This window comes from Dolichospermum planctonicum (assembly GCF_005402965.1).
In the GTDB taxonomy this organism is placed as follows: domain Bacteria; phylum Cyanobacteriota; class Cyanobacteriia; order Cyanobacteriales; family Nostocaceae; genus Dolichospermum; species Dolichospermum planctonicum.
The window spans coordinates 63,685-80,952 of the sequence record NZ_BJCF01000006.1; the positions used below are offsets into that span (position 1 = coordinate 63,685).

At 37.4% G+C, this 17,268-nt stretch carries 13 protein-coding genes; 1 reads left to right on the forward strand and 12 read right to left on the reverse strand.

Translation table 11 applies throughout. The features are described from left to right. Positions 1-63 precede the first annotated feature (63 nt). The 7 genes from FFO06_RS04585 to dnaK all read right to left on the reverse strand — a co-directional run bounded on the left by FFO06_RS04585 (position 64) and on the right by dnaK (position 11,515). Positions 64-699 (reverse strand): OmpA/MotB family protein, encoded by a 636-nt coding sequence (locus tag FFO06_RS04585; RefSeq protein ID WP_137906964.1) that lies wholly within the window; start codon positions 697-699, stop codon positions 64-66. A gap of 92 nt (positions 700-791) precedes the next feature. Beyond that, the gene (locus FFO06_RS04590) at positions 792-2,627 is read right to left on the reverse strand and encodes a hypothetical protein (RefSeq protein WP_137906965.1); all 1,836 of its coding nucleotides are present in this window, start codon (positions 2,625-2,627) and stop codon (positions 792-794) included. Between the two features lie 143 nt (positions 2,628-2,770). Then, a complete protein-coding gene (locus FFO06_RS04595) occupies positions 2,771-5,845 on the reverse strand; it encodes a tubulin-like doman-containing protein (protein ID WP_137906966.1) in 3,075 nt (1,024 codons plus the stop codon). 17 nt (positions 5,846-5,862) lie between these two features. Further along, positions 5,863-7,011, reverse strand: a complete 1,149-nt coding sequence (locus FFO06_RS04600) for a VWA domain-containing protein (protein ID WP_137906967.1) — start codon at positions 7,009-7,011, stop codon at positions 5,863-5,865. A gap of 360 nt (positions 7,012-7,371) precedes the next feature. Further along, on the reverse strand, positions 7,372-8,196 hold the full coding sequence (locus tag FFO06_RS04605; protein WP_137906968.1) for a Uma2 family endonuclease: 825 nt from the start codon (positions 8,194-8,196) through the stop codon (positions 7,372-7,374). Between the two features lie 138 nt (positions 8,197-8,334). Further along, on the reverse strand, positions 8,335-9,327 hold the full coding sequence (locus FFO06_RS04610; protein WP_137906969.1) for a DnaJ C-terminal domain-containing protein: 993 nt from the start codon (positions 9,325-9,327) through the stop codon (positions 8,335-8,337). 127 nt (positions 9,328-9,454) lie between these two features. Further along, positions 9,455-11,515 carry a molecular chaperone DnaK gene (gene dnaK, locus FFO06_RS04615; RefSeq protein WP_137906970.1) on the reverse strand — a complete coding sequence of 687 codons (2,061 nt, stop codon included), beginning with the start codon at positions 11,513-11,515 and terminating at the stop codon, positions 9,455-9,457. 343 nt (positions 11,516-11,858) lie between these two features. Here dnaK and FFO06_RS04620 point away from each other — a divergent pair, with 343 nt between their 5' ends. Beyond that, positions 11,859-12,242, forward strand: a complete 384-nt coding sequence (locus tag FFO06_RS04620) for a hypothetical protein (protein ID WP_137906971.1) — start codon at positions 11,859-11,861, stop codon at positions 12,240-12,242. Between the two features lie 627 nt (positions 12,243-12,869). Here FFO06_RS04620 and FFO06_RS04625 read toward each other — a convergent pair. The 5 genes from FFO06_RS04625 to FFO06_RS04645 form a co-directional block, all read right to left on the reverse strand. Then, positions 12,870-13,094, reverse strand: a complete 225-nt coding sequence (locus FFO06_RS04625; protein WP_137906972.1) for a type II toxin-antitoxin system HicA family toxin — start codon at positions 13,092-13,094, stop codon at positions 12,870-12,872. A 2-nt stretch (positions 13,095-13,096) separates the two neighbouring features. Further along, positions 13,097-13,303 (reverse strand): type II toxin-antitoxin system HicB family antitoxin, encoded by a 207-nt coding sequence (locus tag FFO06_RS04630; RefSeq protein WP_137906973.1) that lies wholly within the window; start codon positions 13,301-13,303, stop codon positions 13,097-13,099. A 347-nt stretch (positions 13,304-13,650) separates the two neighbouring features. Then, on the reverse strand, positions 13,651-13,968 hold the full coding sequence (gene trxA, locus FFO06_RS04635) for a thioredoxin (RefSeq protein WP_137906974.1): 318 nt from the start codon (positions 13,966-13,968) through the stop codon (positions 13,651-13,653). A 170-nt stretch (positions 13,969-14,138) separates the two neighbouring features. Further along, positions 14,139-15,437 (reverse strand): dihydrolipoamide acetyltransferase family protein, encoded by a 1,299-nt coding sequence (locus tag FFO06_RS04640; RefSeq protein ID WP_137906975.1) that lies wholly within the window; start codon positions 15,435-15,437, stop codon positions 14,139-14,141. Positions 15,438-15,674: 237 nt separating this feature from the next. After that, positions 15,675-17,258 carry a cyanoexosortase A system-associated protein gene (locus tag FFO06_RS04645; RefSeq protein ID WP_162501172.1) on the reverse strand — a complete coding sequence of 528 codons (1,584 nt, stop codon included), beginning with the start codon at positions 17,256-17,258 and terminating at the stop codon, positions 15,675-15,677. Positions 17,259-17,268: the final 10 nt, after the last annotated feature.

Here is a 17,268-nt window from a genome sequence, read left to right on the forward strand (position 1 = left end):
AGGAAGACAAAGGAAGAAAGAATAATATATAACAAAACTAGTATTTGTTATGTATCATCTAAATTATCTAACCTCTTGTACTTCTCCCAAGCGGGTAAAACGGATTTCAATTCGTCGTCGTGTGACATCATCTTGACGCGCTATTGCTGCAAATTGTCCATTTGGTAATATTAATTGTGCCGCAGAATAGGCCCGAAACGATAATCCAGATAGTCTATTTTCTTTTGTTTGGATATCACGCAGCGCCTTGACAACCGATAAAGCCCGCATTAATCCTAAATCAGCATTAGAACCTGCTCGTAAGTTTCCTACCGGTATATTACCACTAACTACATTTTCTAAATTGACATCCAAATTACTAGTTACTTGAGCATTAGCTTGTCCGTCTGTGTGTCCGATTATTTCTACTACATTAATCCCATATTCTTTAGTTCTAGCTTCTATTTCTGGTACTATTTGCTTCAAGATATAATTCGACATTTGTTGAGAAATTTCAGCGCTACCAGAAGCAAATCTATAAGCACCTTCATCTTTTATAACTATGATTGGTGGTGTATCTATATTATTAATTTCTGATATGATAATGGTTAAAAACAAAAATAAAACCAATATCATAAACGCATTAGACATTAAATCAGTAAATGCTGTCCAAACGTTTAGGTCTTCATTATATTCTGTGTAGCGTGAACGACGAGCCATAATTGCAATGTTTTTTTTGTAAATTTGTTAGTCAACTTAAACAGTAGGGTGTGTTAGCGCCAGCGTAACGCACCTCATGTATCAGTATTTGTCTAATCAAGTTTTTGTTGATATTCCTCAAGATTCCTGATTAATAGTTCCAAACCTTTAATATTAGCCTCAAAACCCTTCTTGTTGATATTAGTTTGTCTGTCAATTCCTTCAATAATGGTATTACTCACATTTTGATATTCAGAAATTAGTTGATAATTATTATTCTCTAATAATTTCATCAGTTTTTGATTATTAGCATCTATTTGATTAGATGCTACACTAATAGTAGTATTTACATTATTTGTATATGTTTTCACACTTTTTAATAACTGAGTCATAGCTGTGATTAATTGATCAAAATTATTGAATTTATCGCTCACTCTTTGATCTAAATCATCCAGTTTACTAACCGCTTTTTCATAACTATTAGCTCCTTGCTGAAGTCCGGGAATAATTTCAGTTAAAAGATTTTGGTTATTTTGATGTAAATCTAATACCTGAATTGAAGTTTGGTTCATAGCTTTTATCTCTTCAGCTAAACTAATTAAACTCTGACTAGAATTTTCAGTTTCCGTTGCAACTTTGCTAATTAATTCCGTTGTATAGGTTTTCACATTTTCTAATAACTGAGTCATAGCTGTGATTAATTGATCAAAATTATTGAATTTATCTCCCACTCTTTGATCTAAATCATCTAATTTACTAGTTGCTTTTTCGTAACTATTAGCTCCTGCATGAAGTTGGGGGATAATTTCACTAAGAAGATTTTGGTTATTTTGATGTAAATCTAATACCTCAATTGAAGTTTGGTTCATAGATTTTATTTCTTCTCCTAAATTAATTAAACTCTGACTAGAATTTTCTATTTCAATTAAGGCATTTATAATCAATTCCGTTGTTGCTGCTAAACTTGTAGCTGACTCAGAAAATTTTTGTTGTGTATTACTCAAATCTACAACAGCTAATGATAATTTGAGAGGAAACTCACTTTTATTAAAAGTTTCAGCAGACTGTTTAAATATTTGAGATGTTGTATTTAATTCTGTCATGGAATGTTTAAATTCATTAGCAGCACTAGATATAGTTCCAGCAGCAGCATCAAATTTTTCATAAACTTGTGTAGCTAACTCCATAGTTTTTTGATTCCCGTCAGCAATTTGTTTTGCGACTTTTCCCATAGATTGTTCTACAGCTTCGCGGACTATTTTACCAAAATTTGTTAAAAATTCATCCTGCTGGGATACCATTCTATTAACTATTTTATCAAGACGGGTATCACCCTGTACCTCAGGAAAATATACATTATCTAGATAATCTTCTAAAGAACTAATTAAGCGATATTTAGCAAGTCCACTATTAAATATAAAGTTGGCTACTGTTACCAAAGCACTGAAAAATAGTCCTGTTAAACTCGTAGTAAACGCAATACTCATTCCCTCCAATGGTTTTTGTAATTCAGAGACTAAATTATTAATATCACTAGGATTAGTTTGATTAATTGTTTGACTGAGAGTAGATAAATTAATAGTGATACCTAAAAAAGTTCCCAGTAACCCAAAAGCTAAGAGTAAATTTGGCAAAATGCGACATAAATAATCTATTTGTTCACAGGTAAATCTAAATCCCTTAATTGTTTCCTGACTATAAATCTGGTCTATTAATGCTGCTGTATTTACCTGTTCTAATTGTTTACTAGCTTCTTCAAATCTAGCTTCTAATGTTTGGATAATTTTCGGTTGTCCTTCCGCTGATCCTGTTTTGATTAATCTTTGAACTTTGTTCGTCAAATCTATTAAATAGCGGTAAAGATATCTGCGAAGAATAATAGTAACCACAGATGGAATAACAACCAGAAAAACAGTGATGACAATTAAGTAAAGTGGTATTGGTGGCATAAAAATGACCCTTGGTAGTTGTAGAAAGATTGTTAAAACTGGTATAATAATCCAGACTTCTAATATTAATTTATCACTGATTGAACTCATCAAAAAAGAAGTCCGGGATCTGGCTTATTTAGCTGAATACTTACATATAAATCTTATTCTCGTCTCACAATTTTTGTAATTTTGCTAATGCTGAGTTTTTGTTCTATTCTCTTCCAAAAACGATTTATGACTCCCTCTCTGACTTTAGGCTGCTTATTGTCTGGTGAGGTATATACAGTTTGAATATAGGGAAAATTGGGAGCATTTTCGGGAATTTTTTTCAGCTTCTCAGGAAATTGGCGCAGTTTGGGTAAATATTCATTTTCCCATAAGTTTGGATTATTTTCCATTTCTAAAATTGTATTATCTAAAATTTGCTCCAAGGTATCAGTCATGTTGTGGTTATTGGCTAAATCTTCCAAAGCTTCCATCCAATTTGTACTCAAAATAGCAGTATAATAAATATCTTGGAAAGAGTCATAATATTGAAACTCTAACTTTTGAGTATTATGATTTTCTGCTAATAATTCCATCGCTAGACAAGGATAAAAAATATCTTCTATTTTTTCAATTGTTTTAGCATCAGGTGGAATAATATCAGGAAAGGGTATGTGAGAATCATTATGCAAAAAGGATGTACCAGAATTTTGTTCTCGCAAATATGGGTTTCTCATTTTTTCTAAAGTAATAATTAATCTCAAGGGAAACCCAGCATACTCATTCACAATTAGGATTTCATCATCTGCTTGTATTGCTTTTAAAACATTTGTGGTAACTCCTAAATCCTGTATTAATAACTCTTTAAAATCTCTCACTTCTGATTCATCTGTATCTTTATATCCTATTAATTTGCTACTCTTAGCATCTTCGTCTCGGAAATAAGGATCATTCAAATTCAAACGCAAAAGTGGTTGAGCTTCCTGTATAATTTGCGCTAAACGAGTTGAACGCGCACCTAATGAGTATTTTTGCATGAAGCGTTTAATTACGGAATTGACGATATTTCTACCACGAAAAGCAAATAAACTATCAACTTTCAAGTCAATTTCTTGTTTTAGTTGAGAGTGGGTAGTCCGTTCCATATTTAGGAAAAATGCTAAAGATTCTCCTTTACCTGTTGTTTCAGTGAGTGTTGAACTTGCTAATACTAATTGGGGACGACTATCATTTTCTGGTATCATTATTTGATAGCAAAGTTCTATATCTTCAGTATCAAAAATTGCCTCTCCACTCATTTCATCAAAATTTAACTGTTTTAATTCTCTTTCCTCTTTTTCATAAGCACTTTGTAAATCTTCTACCAAACTACTGAAAGCTGCGACTTGTTTTTCTTTTTCTTGAACTTGCTTTTGTAATTGACTGACAATTTTCAAAGTTTCTTGCAACACGGTTAAGTCAAAATTATGTCTGAAAATTTTGCAAACTTCTTGTATAAATTTTTTACATTCGTCTTGAAACTGTATGTTTTTGAAATTAAGAAAGGGAATAGCTAGTTTATTTTGTAATTCTTCAATTGTTTGTTCTGCATTATCCCATTTTTTTTCTACATCTTCTAATCGCTTCATTCCTCCAAAATCAGTAATTGATTCTTGTAAATCTCGTTGATATTTATGTAATTCATGTCGCAGAGAATCTAACCAATTGTGTGTATTTTTAATAGAGAAATTAGGATCTACTGGTGTGAGTAATTGCATCACATAATCATCAATATTCCCATTAAGTTCTTTGGTAATCTTGGGAGTAGTTTGCATTAATTTTGTCAACCAATAACCGCGACTGCTTTCTGTTTCTCCTGGTTGCACTGTGCGAAATTGTTTATAAAATTCTGTTGCTAATTGCTGACGGATATTAGTGCGGTCATCTTTGTTTTTACATTCATCAATTAACCGGGATAATTTATTTTGCCAAGTTTTGAGACTATTACTAAAGGTCTTATTAGATTCTTCTACAGACTCCGCTAATTTATTAGTTAAACCATCTCGTTTGCCTAAGTCATTATGCCAATTATATTGAATCAAAAATTGCTCAAGTAAGTTAATAGGATCTGGACTTTGACCCTTGCCATTTAACCAAAATTTGACCAAATTTGAACTAACTTTTGTTAAGGCAATCTGGATAATAGTATCACGAGGAAAATAAATGGCAGAAAGTCCAAATGTTAAGTATCTTTGGCTATTAGGACGTGGATGTATATCAGACTTAATCATTTGTTGAAGAAAATTATCTCGATTACCTTTAATGGCTGAAGATAATTCACCAGAAAATTCTAGACCAATTTTATGGGCAATTACATTACATAACTTACCTTGAGTAAGAATTTCATATTCACTCCCTGTTTTATGAGATAGCAAATAAGTATAATCAAAAGGTGGACGTTTTTCTCGAATTATTGATAAATTTTCAGTATCATAACAAGCAGTAAATTCCGTACCAGGGTTGCTATAATAATTTAATTCTTTTAATGCAGCATAAGTATTAGCACTCATGCTAGGAGTATTGCCATACAATTCTGGACTAATCACTAAATAACCCAAAATTTGAGCACCGTCTTCACCATAAAGACTTCTAAGACTATAAGCAACATCTAAAAACATCCCGCTTCCCGTGCCACCACAAAGAGAACCGACAACGAAAATACTTACTCCTGGCTCTATTTTTAAACCTGATTTCAACATTTTTGATTCATATCCTCTCGTCCGTCTCTCTGCGGTTTCAATGGCTGTTTTAATTGTTTGGTAGTTGTGGAAAAAAGCCAATCTTCCCACAGGTCTAATCCCTTTTGCCCCTTCTTCCACTGCTTTAATATTTCGCAATAGTTGGGGAGGAAACCAGATCCCAATATGGTCATAAGGTCCGTAATTACTATATTCCGAACGCCGTTCTAGTCCTTCTACAAACATGGTGACATCTCTTGATGACATGGTAGCACTGACTTTTTCAGATTGTTTAAAACTTAAGTCAACACCATGATAGGTACTCCCTGTTCTAATCCCTGTGACTTGGGTGGCTGCTTTATCTGTGTCAATGTGAACAAAACTGACAACTGGTAAATTATTTAAGTCTCCATAACGGTCAACAATTAACCGTCTAATTCGCATTAATACATCTCTACCAGTTCCCCCTAAACCGATGCAAATTGTGCGATTAATGCCTCTATATTGGGTTTCTTTTGCAGATGCTTGAGTCATAGTTTTTCCCCTGAATACTATTTTTCAATTTTAACATTTATTTGGTAATCACGCTGGCGTGAATCTGGACAATTTAGCGTAAATCTAGAATTGGTTATGAGAGTCTTTGATGTCACTTTTTTGTTGTTGAGTTGAATGTTTCCCTCTGGTGTTGGGACTAAATATAGTTTTTCTCCTTGACGTTGTAAATGGCCTCTAATTTCTCCTCCTGGACAGTCAATAGAATACTTACAGCTAGGATCATCTTCACCTATGGCGATTTTTTTCTTATTTGGTAGTATACATAATTTTTCTTCATCTTCTGTATTATCTTCAAAGGTGATTCGCAATTTCCATTTTTTTTGTAATCTGGCAAATTTGCATAGACTCCAAACACTAGCAGCTATTAATAATAATAAAATTAAACCTGGAACCCGTAGCTGCTTTAGTAAATACGAATTAACTAAACAGGTTTCTTGACCTCCGGGGGCTGGTGTACAAAATTCTTGAATTGTCGGGTTAATGTCTACTACAGATAGTTGATAATCTTTACTGGATTGTGTTACAATTGTGAGCGATCGCTGTTTTAAAGGTAAAGTCTCAATCCATTTTTGTCTTTCTTGGCTTTCCGGTGATGTTGCTATTCTCAAAGGACTATCAGCAGGGGTTTCTGTCCAAATCTGAGAATTAATTCCCGGTTGAGTAAACAAAGGTGCGTCAGTAATCCAAACAACGGACTGGGGTTTAATTAATTGATTTTTAGAAACTCGATTTTGATTAATTTGTGCGATACCTTGATAAATAGTTAATTCTGCTTTTTGAATATCTGTACCATAGCGGTTAGGGTCGGAACTAAAAGGTATTTTTGCTAATACTTTATCAATATTTTCTGTATTTTTCTGTCCAAAATATATAGGTGTTCCCAAGGGATTTTCTACAGATATGACATCATCAAAAACCAAATTTTGAGCGAAGGGAACAACATAAACAGAATCACCGGTTTTCAGACTGTCTGTAATTATTTGACGTAAACGAATCCGGCCTTGATCATTAAAACCGACACTTTCAGTGACATCAATAGCTAAAATAACATCACGTTTACCCCCAGTCAACAGGGATACCAACTGTAAGCCATTTTTCTGTATATCAGTCAGTGGTTGTCCGGGGCTAATTTTTGTCAAAGTCACAAACCCTATAGCCTATTTAAATAGTGTATATGTCAATATTATTGCACAACTAGTCAAGAAGTTTAGTCAACTATATAAAAGGATGTTTTAAAAATTGTCAGTATTTAAGTTGTTTTTGATTTTGTTATCAATAGACCTATTGCACAATTGTTTCTGTGGTAGGATAGGAGGCTTTAGGTTTTATGTATCTTTGGTGTTCTTTGCGATCGTAAAGAACACCATAGCCGTGTAACTCTAACTTTTATCTAAAATTAACACAACCCTCAATCGTAACATAAAATTAATTTTGCACTCTTGTCTAATATGTGTTGAAATGTTGGGTTTCCTTGGGTCAACCCAACCTACACAAACTGTATTATCTCATAAAATGTCAGGGTCAATATTCAATTCTCTGAGTTTGGCTGCTAAACGTTCTGCACGTTGAGTTTGTTGTTCTGCGAGTTGGCTTGCTTGTTCTGCGAGTTGAGTTTGTTGTTCTGCGAGTTGAGTTTGTTGTTCTGCGAGTTGAGTTTGTTGTTCTGCGAGTTGGGTTGCTTCTTCTGCGAGTTGAGTTTGTTGTTCTGCGAGTTGAGTTTGTTGTACTCCATACTCTTCGGGTGTTAGCATTAACTCTCCTTCTGGCATAAAATAACGCAATTTACCGTCATGGACACCCAAATATAAATTTAGCTGCTGACTCCATAATAAACCTTGAGGATTGGGTTCTATAGGTTGATATGTTCCACCAAACAAGATAAAACCAGCAAATTCTAAACTTTGCGGATTAAACCAAAAATATTCAGGTGTGCGGAAAATATCTTGATAAATTTGTTTTTTTAACCCTTTATCAGTGGAAGCAGTAGAGGGAGAAAGCAATTCTATAATTAGATTAGGATATTTACCACCTTCCTCCCAGACTACCCAACTATTGCGATCGCAGTTTTCTGTGTCCAGCACTAGGAAAAAATCTGGACCACGAAAATCTTTGGTTTTAATTTGCCGAGGACTGTAATAAATAGTCATGTTCCCGGCAACAAAATAATTATTAATTTTATTAATATCTCGCCACCACCAATTGAGACATTGGATTAGCAGTAGCATTTGTTGTAGATGTAAAGATGATTCCAATGGGGGTTCGTCACTTTCTAGATTACTGGGAGGAAATATTACATCTAAACCGGGTTCAATCTTTTGGGTGACGGTCATAGCTGCAAGTTAGTTAGGAATGGGATCTATATCCAGGATAACAGATCCAGGAGTCTAACATTCTCTACCCACTCTGCATCTGAGCCATTTGTGGAGAAATTGATTTCTTTTGTTTTGTGGTAGTTTGTTTTGTTTTATTTAAATTAAATCAGCGCGAGGTTTAAAAGTTTCTATTTCTCTTAATTTCTCATACAGTTCCCGTTCTTGAGGACTAATATTTTTGGGAGTTAATATCTGAATTTCCACTAATTGATCACCACGTTGTCCATTTTCAACAGGGTAGCCTTTATTACCAAGACGGAATCTTTGTCCAGACCTCACACCTGGGGGAATAGTCATTTTCACTGGACCATCAAGGGTAGGTGCTTCAACTTGTCCGCCCAATGTCGCCTCACTGGGAGTTACAGGTACTTGGCAGAAGATATTAGCACCTTCTAGCTTAAACAAAGGATGAGGATCTACGGTAATTTTTAAGTATAAATCACCACCACTAATTCCTTGATTTCGCAAGCGGATAGTTTGACCCGTCACCATAGCTGGGGGCATAGTCACTTCGAGCGATCGCCCATCTTCTAAACGTATTCTTTCATTACCACCTTGATAAGCTTTTTCCAGAGGTAAGGTTAATCTAGCTTCAATATCTCGACGGTTAGCACGAGGGGGAGTATTAACCGTATATGCAACTTTAGTTCTAGGACTGCGAAAGGGGTCGCTAGTGGTGGTATTTTCCGAACTGCTTTTCGGTTCTTTACGGTTGCTAACACCAATTACCTGATTCACAAAACTTTCAAAATCGCTAAATTGGCTGGGGTCTACATCTTGACTAGAACGGTCATTAGTGCGGTTATTCCAACCTTTGGACTTGGGAGTTTGTTTATTACCAGCAAAACCGTTTTGTTGCCAATAGCGGCTAAATTGATCATATTGCGATCGCCTGCTAGAATCGGAAAGGATTTCATAAGCCTCACCAATGGTTTTAAATTTTTCCTCTGCTTCCTTATTGCCAGGATTGAGGTCGGGGTGATATTGTCTAGCTAAACGACGATAAACCTTTTTAATTTCTTCGCTGGAAGCATCTTTAGAAACTCCTAAAATCTCGTAATAATCCCGAAAATTTTGCAAATTTTGCATAATCTGTTATTTAAATGTTAGTTGTCAGTGGTCAGTGGTCAGATGTGCTTATACTTGTTACTGTCCCTACAAATATGAAAAATTAGATTTTAGATCAAAGATACCGAGTCCAAAATCCAAAATCAGCTTATAGCCAATCATCATCATCATCCCAATTATCTTGGTAACTGGGGCGTTTAGTGCGGGTGGGACGACTTTCATAATTGGGAGAACGATTTTCTCTCCCATTATCTCTGTTAACACCTCGGTTAGATGAATTTCTTTCCCGATAATTATCTCTATAATTATCTCTGTAAACATCTCGTTCCGGTTCTTTTTCACCAGCAAAGATGTCACGGATAGCACCGAATAGATCATCATCTTCATCTTCAGCATAATACTGACGGACTTCTCTATTCAGTTCATAAAGAGCATCTTGTAAATCAGCATAAGCCTGATCAATACCCCGATCTTCATCAGCTTGTAAACTTTCCCGTAAATTGCGACAAATATTATCAATGCGTTGACGACGGTTACGAGCGAATTGCATTCCCATTTCTAACGCTAGTTCGCGTAATTGCCGTTCTGCTTGTAATATTAAAGCTTCAGACCGGGTACGTTTTTCAACTCGTTCTTTCCGTTGTCTATCAACATTGGCGTATTTTTGAGCATCCTGAATCATTCTATTAACTTCGGACTCGCTTAAAGTAGAAGCGCCTTGAATGGTGATGCTTTGTTCCCTGCCCGTAGTACGATCTAAGGCTGTTACCTGCAAAATACCATTAGCATCAATATCAAAAGATACTTGAACTTGGGGAATACCTCTTGGTGCTGGGGGGATACCATAAAGTTTAAACCGTCCCAAAGACTTGTTATCTGTGGCCATGTCCCTTTCACCCTGAACCACGTTAATTTCTACGCTGTTTTGATTATTTTCCGAAGTAGAAAAGATGTCAGAACGACGAACTGGGATCGTTGTATTCCTCGGTATAAGTTTTTTCATCACACCGCCAATGGTTTCCAAACCCAAAGATAGGGGTGTAACATCTAATAGCAAAACATCCTTAGTTTCACCAGCGAGAATACTGCCCTGAATAGCCGCACCGACAGCGACAACTTCATCAGGATTAACGTTTTCGCTGGGTTCGATGCCAATTAAGTCTTGAACTAGCTGTTTTACCATAGGCATCCTAGTAGAACCACCGACCAAAACAACTTCCTCAATATCTACCGGAGAGAGTCCGGCATCCTTTAATGCCCGCTTTACTGGTGTTCTTAATCTACCTAACAAGTCTACACATAAACCCTCAAATTGCGATCGCGTCAAGCGGCTTTCTAGGTGTTTTGGACCATCCTCCGTGGCAGTAATAAAAGGTAAATTAATATCAGTGACGCTGACTGCGGAAAGTTCTATTTTAGCCTTTTCTGCGGCTTCCATTAGTCTTTGCAACGCTTGGCGATCGCGTCTTAGGTCTACCCCTTCTGCTTCTAAAAACTGTTCCGCCAACCAATCAACCACTTTTCTATCAAAATCATTACCACCGAGTTGAGTATCTCCACTAGTAGCCTTAACCTCAAATACGCCGTCTCCCACTTCCAGAATGGATACATCAAAAGTTCCCCCACCCAAATCAAAAACGAGGATAGTTTCCATATCACCTCGATCTAATCCGTAAGCCAAAGCTGCGGCTGTGGGTTCATTGAGAATGCGTAAAACATCTAAACCTGCAATTCTACCCGCGTCACGGGTAGCTTGACGCTGAGAATCATTAAAATAAGCAGGAACAGTAATCACAGCCCCAGTAACAGGTTCACCCAAATAACGACTAGCATCATCAGCTAATTTTTTCAACACCATGGCCGAAATTTCTTCCGGGGAAAATTCCTTATTCAGCCGAGGACAAGCAACTTTAATATTGCCAATTTCATTTTTACGGATAGTGTAAGGAACACGCTTAGAATCCGGGTTTAATTCCCCATATTTGCGCCCAATAAAGCGTTTTACCGCAAAAAAGGTATTTTGGGGATTAAGGACGGTTTGCCGTCTAGCCATTTGCCCTACAACCCTTTCACCTTCTTTACTAAAGCCAACGACGGAGGGGGTTGTTCGCATTCCTTCTGCATTGGCAATCACCACCGGCTTGCCACCCTCCATGACGGCGACTACTGAGTTGGTTGTCCCCAAGTCGATGCCAACTACCTTGCCCATGCGTTACTCGTCTCCCGTTGCGTGTTTTGTAGATTTATTATGATATAATAAGGCTGATTTTGGTTTAGTGCTAAATCAAGTCAACAATCCAATAATATAATAGTCATCATTAAATCAGGAATTAGAGGCATTTTAGCAACAGCATTGCTACTTGCTAAACTAGGATAGCATTTAGAAAGAGGCAAGAGGTAAGAGGCAAGAGGTAATTACACTTATTGCGATTACGATTATGGCTTATGATGGACTGGTATCTCGTAATTATCTCGCAAACTGTCATTGATTTTCACCCAAGTTCCGTCTGTGCGCCCGCAAAAACTATGAATAGTAAATAGTTAAAATATGGGTGCGTGTGTGTGATATAAAATTAGTAGTAGAAGATTTCATCATAGATAGTTGTATGGGAAAATTTACTCTATCTCGTCTTTTGCCTTTAGTTGTTGGTAGTGCTGCTGCTGGTGTCCTTGCTTTAATGTCTCCTGCTAAGGCGGTGGTATTAACTGTAAATGGAACTCCATACGATGTGACAACCATTCAAGGAACTTATCTTGACAATCAAGACAGGATCAAGAGTACTCCTTGGTGGGACGATCAAAACGCAGCCTACCAGGTTGTTACTGATTACTTATATTTGTTTCTACCACAACCAGAGTTCCCCACACAACAACTACCTGTTTCTACCAAATTCGCCTATTCCGCCTTCTATGACGACTATAACTATTCAAACTAACCCTATTATCCTTTTCCTTAGGGGCGTACTGGGCGTACGTTTATTTTATGATCGTAGACCGAAGATGCGCCCCCCCACCCCCGTCCCTCCGTCCCTTTTGACTTCGACGGAGGTATCATTCCCGCAGTAGTCGGCGCTTTCGTCTTGGCCGCAAGATGGAAAGCTAGAAGAAGCATAGAATCAAAAACCGGCGCTCCCAACCCTGATGTAGCGGTTCCCTAGGATAAATTTTTCCACATCCTTGGACAGCGGTTTTGGATACCTGGCACTCCACCAAAAACGGCAGGGACAATTGTTGAGGTGACGTTTTGTGTTTAGTCCCGACCTTGGGCGTTGCTAATTGTTGATGCCTAAACTCGTCAAAAACCGACTCCCCTGTTGCTACATTTTTCTTGTTTATTTTTTGGTGGTTTATATCGCTGGCAAAAACCTTTGTAGCGTTTGGCACAATCATCTAAAGAGTTACCTAACTCCAAAAAAGCTGTATAAATTAAACTCACGATTATTACAACGAGTCGTAACGTGGTAACAAAAACCATCCACTAATTGACGAAGAGAACGAGACAACATATAAATTAATTCCCATAAAATCAATAGTCAATGCTACAAGCAATCTATACCATATATTTAAACAGCGGCAATAAATTCTTCTACTGTTAACCCAGCAGTTCGTATCAGTCCACGTAAAGTCCCTTTTGCCACCTCATGATGATCAGGAACAGACAAAGTTACCATTTCACCTTCTTTGACCAAAATTATATGACTTGCACTTTGGCGTGCAAATCGCCAGCCCAGCTTTTCAAAAGTACGAACTACTTCTTGTCCACTCAGAACAGGTAATTTTGATGCCATAACTATACTAAGACTTCTACTTGTTTAGTTTCAATAGTCAATGGCAAGCCAATCTCTGCCCTAACCTGTAAGCAAGCAGAAATCGCATCTTGAATATTCTCTAAAGCCTCTTCTTTTGTTGCTCCCTGACTAATGCAACCAGGAATACTAGGACATTCAATAATCCAGACACCATCTTCATCTCGATCAATCGTGACATTGAATTTCATACTAAGTTGTAGTTAAGTAATACCTGTATTTTAGCTTTGAAAATTTCGATCGATTATTAGTCTTAATGGAAGATTACCGCATTAGGTCAACAATTCAAAATCAGGAATTATAACTATCTAAATTAGAATAGCATTTGCAAGGAGGCAAGATGCTTCGCACCAAGAGGCAAAGGAAGAAATAGAGTGAAAACTGCTGTAATAAGCTGTTACGCAGCTAAATTGATTGTACAATTATAATCTGGCTAAATCTTGTGGTGCGGGCATCTTGCCCGCTATAACTATACAAATTAAATGCAGTACAGCTTAGAGAGACGCAGAATTTCCCATCTCTAATTTGGGAAACTATACTAAAGCCGTGATTTCAGGTGTTCTACTAGCTGTTGTGCTTCCATAACACCTTCAATTCTGCCCACGGGTTGACCTTGTTTAAATAGTACCAAGGTTGGTAAAGCTGAAATTTGATACTGACTTGCTAGATTTCCATACTTTTCTGTGTCAATCTTGACAATCCGTAATCTGTCTTTTAATTGGTTGTTGACCTGTTCTAAAATTGGTACCATCATTTGACAAGGGCCACACCATTCAGCATAAAAGTCTACTAAGACGGGTAAATCTGAACCGGATAGCATTTCTTCAAAGCTATTGAATTGTTTTTTGGTTGTCATAACACGCGCTAATTTTTAATTAATAGTTTGTTTTTATGTTAGTTCTTAGAATCTGGAATTTGTATATGTTTATATTTTTTATAGATCCCCGGTGTAGTCACGAAAACCCAGCCCTAGCCCCTCCCCGCAAAGGAAGGGAACTGGATTACCAATAATACCAATAATAAGTATTACATCGTCAAAGATTGGGGATTGGTTTCAATCAACTTCGCTAAGTCTTGCAAGAATCCAGCAGCATCAGCACCGTAAATAATGCGATGATCACAGGTAATAGTAACTTGCATTTGTTGACGCACAGCAAATAACCCGTCGGCTGTGGCTACTACTTGGGGACGTGATGCACCAATGGCTAAAATAGAACCTTGTCCAGGAGGTAAAATCGCATCAAAGGTATCTACACCAAACATTCCCAAGTTAGAAAGGGTGAAAGTACCGCTGTTATATTCTGCTGGTTGTAACTGTTTTGTTCTCGCGCGTTCCACTAAAGATTTCCAATTGCGAGATAAAGAATAGATGTCAATTGCATCTGCATTCTGTAAAACCGGTGTAATTAATCCGCCGTCATCCATGGCGACTGCTACGGAAATATTAATATGAGAGTGATTAACAACGCCCTGGTCTGAATAACTGGCATTAAGAATGGGGTGTTTTTGTAATGTTACGGCTACAGCTTTGGCTAGTAGTGCCGTCATTGTCACACCTTTGGATTTAATTTGCTTGTAAAGTTTATCTAATCCATCGGTGCTGATTGTGTAACTAACACGGAATACAGGTACAGATAGACTGGCTACCATGCCGCGAACTACGGCATTTTGCAAGGTAGTGAATGGTACTACTTGACCAGGAACAGAACTAGTAACCACCTGTGTGGGTACAGGTGTGACTACTGGGGCTGGGGCAGTTACAGGGGCAGGGGTGACAACGGGGGGAGTAACAACAAAGGTGGTAGCGGGCTGCACTTTACCGACAACAACCTCTATATCTTCAGCGACAATGCGACCGTAAGGACCACTACCTTTAAGGGTATTTAAATCAACTTTCAGTTCTTTGGCTAGTTTACGGGCGCGAGGTGAAACTACTACCCGACCTGGTTGATGGTTAGAACCATTTTGAGATGTGGTGACAGGAGTGGCAATTGCAGCAGCGGCTACAGGTGTGGGGGCGGGTGCGGAAGATGCAGCAGCACCGCCTGCGTTAGCTAAGGACTTGGCTGTAGGTATTTCTGCTTCTGTTTCGGCAATATAAGCGATCGCTGCGCCCACTGGGGCGGTTTCACCAGCGGCAACGATGATATGGGCTAGATATCCTTCATAAAAGGTTTCTACGTCCATATCAGCCTTATCTGACTCGACAACCACCACCGTTTCGCCTTTTTCCACTTTATCCCCCGGCGATTTGACCCAGGAGACAATTTTGCCCTCGGTCATGGTGGAACTCAGCGCCGGCATAAATACTTCGTTAATGCTCATAATGGTGGTTTCAGAATCAATAAATAATATATGGACTTTAATTTATGGATTCTAACAGTTTTGTGGTCAAGTTGGTGATTTTTTGCCAAAGATAAAAATCCGTTTTTTACATCAAACTTAACCAACTATGTCATAGTCAGCGATTCTGAAATCCTTAATTTTTTATGATAGTTCTTCCTTGTCTTTTCTACTCTAACATATTTAAAATCAATTGTCAACCCCCTCCCATCTTTTGGTCTAGGTTTTCAACTTAGGGAAATTATCCTGCCAATAGGATAATAAAGCCTGCCAAACAGCCTCCAATTCAGCCCCACTACCATCAGATTTAGCCAAGGAAAGTTGCCCCCAGACACAGCGTCTGTCACGGGGAGTCTGTTTACCGTTGAGGAGATTCAACCATTGAGAGGGATTGAGGTAAGGACGATAAAAATAGGCAGTGAATTGAGATATTGTGACTGTACTTTTTCCCATGGAATTAATGCAGGCTGTTAAATAGTGGTTTTCCCCAGAGGAGAACTGTAAATGATGTCCCTTAGGGTTAACCTTTTCCAGAGGCTTTATTAGCTTAGGTAAATCAGGTAGATAACTAAATTGCTCATAGTAGGATTGGATATCCCCTAAACTAGAAGGTATGTAGTATAAATTGACAGTTAAACTCTGTCCAGAGCTTTGGTAATGATAAATTTGTCCTGATAATATTTCTTGCTTGTTATCAGCTTCAATACCTGTAGTCTGTTGCGGGAGATTATTCTGTTTTTGAGATCCAGAAACAGGTTCACTAGTGGTTAATTGCCAACCGGGGAGAGGAATTTGCTGGGGAAAATGATAGACAGTGGCTTTACTCAAGCCAGCACTGGTATGGAGAGAAAAATTAGATAAAATGATGCTCAAACTAATACCTATGATTAGATTTGAATAAGATAATGGTTGGGATTTATGAGATGTAACTTTTGACAGTGATGATGGAATTTGATGATTAGGTGATAGCAAGAGAATAATAAGCCCAAACAATAGGAACGAGAGTAAAGCAAAGATATCACCACCTTGAGAACCATGCCAATAATTAAATGCAGGTTTATCTGTAACTACAAGGGCGATAATAGCCAACCGGATAACGGAACAAACCCCACTAATAACCACTGAGAGGATAAAGGGCAAATAAATATTTTTCAGGAAAGAGGGAAAAAGAATGATTAACAGAAAAGAAGCTTTTAATAGCAAGATTAGAAGTGGTATTGCTGTACATTCTGACAAAACATCAATTGTCCCATTATTAACAGAAACAAGAGCGCCTTGAGTAGTGGAATCAAAGCCCAAGTACCATAAAAGAAAAGAGGTGAATTTAGCAGAAATGACTGTAATCTTAATTAGCATTCCCAATAATTTTACCAAGATTTCAACCAAGGGAAATATGGCAGTAATTACTAAATATCGGCGAAATTGTTTAATTCCCTGAAATCCCGATGCCAATAAAGCGAAACCTACGGAAGTGATTAACGGCAGAAAATACCAGAAAATAGAGATTTCTTGGACTGAAAAATTTGCATTGAGGTAGGGAATGATGATCAAACAACAACCAATAAAATTAGCTGGAAATACACTAACCAAGGTGAGATCATAGCGTTTCTGGTAAAGATGCCATAGGATACTTCCATATAGTGTTAGTTCCAAGAACCATTGATTGAAATTTTGTTCAACTCGCCAATAAAGTGTGAGGTTAATTGCAGAAATCAATCCAAAGATGAATAGGAGTAGGAAAGTATGATTTGATAAGTTAACTTTCCTGAATCTTTCTATTTTACGTTTGATTGTTAACATCATCTGTAACATT

Coding starts and splice junctions, on each gene's coding strand:
- FFO06_RS04585 (WP_137906964.1), bottom strand. CDS start 699: ATGGCTCGTCGTTCACGCTACACAGAATATAATGAAGACCTAAACGTT.
- FFO06_RS04590 (WP_137906965.1), bottom strand. CDS start 2,627: ATGCCACCAATACCACTTTACTTAATTGTCATCACTGTTTTTCTGGTT.
- FFO06_RS04595 (WP_137906966.1), bottom strand. CDS start 5,845: ATGACTCAAGCATCTGCAAAAGAAACCCAATATAGAGGCATTAATCGC.
- FFO06_RS04605 (WP_137906968.1), bottom strand. CDS start 8,196: ATGACCGTCACCCAAAAGATTGAACCCGGTTTAGATGTAATATTTCCT.
- FFO06_RS04610 (WP_137906969.1), bottom strand. CDS start 9,327: ATGCAAAATTTGCAAAATTTTCGGGATTATTACGAGATTTTAGGAGTT.
- dnaK (WP_137906970.1), bottom strand. CDS start 11,515: ATGGGCAAGGTAGTTGGCATCGACTTGGGGACAACCAACTCAGTAGTC.
- FFO06_RS04625 (WP_137906972.1), bottom strand. CDS start 13,094: ATGGCATCAAAATTACCTGTTCTGAGTGGACAAGAAGTAGTTCGTACT.
- FFO06_RS04630 (WP_137906973.1), bottom strand. CDS start 13,303: ATGAAATTCAATGTCACGATTGATCGAGATGAAGATGGTGTCTGGATT.
- trxA (WP_137906974.1), bottom strand. CDS start 13,968: ATGACAACCAAAAAACAATTCAATAGCTTTGAAGAAATGCTATCCGGT.
- FFO06_RS04640 (WP_137906975.1), bottom strand. CDS start 15,437: ATGAGCATTAACGAAGTATTTATGCCGGCGCTGAGTTCCACCATGACC.
- FFO06_RS04645 (WP_162501172.1), bottom strand. CDS start 17,258: ATGATGTTAACAATCAAACGTAAAATAGAAAGATTCAGGAAAGTTAAC.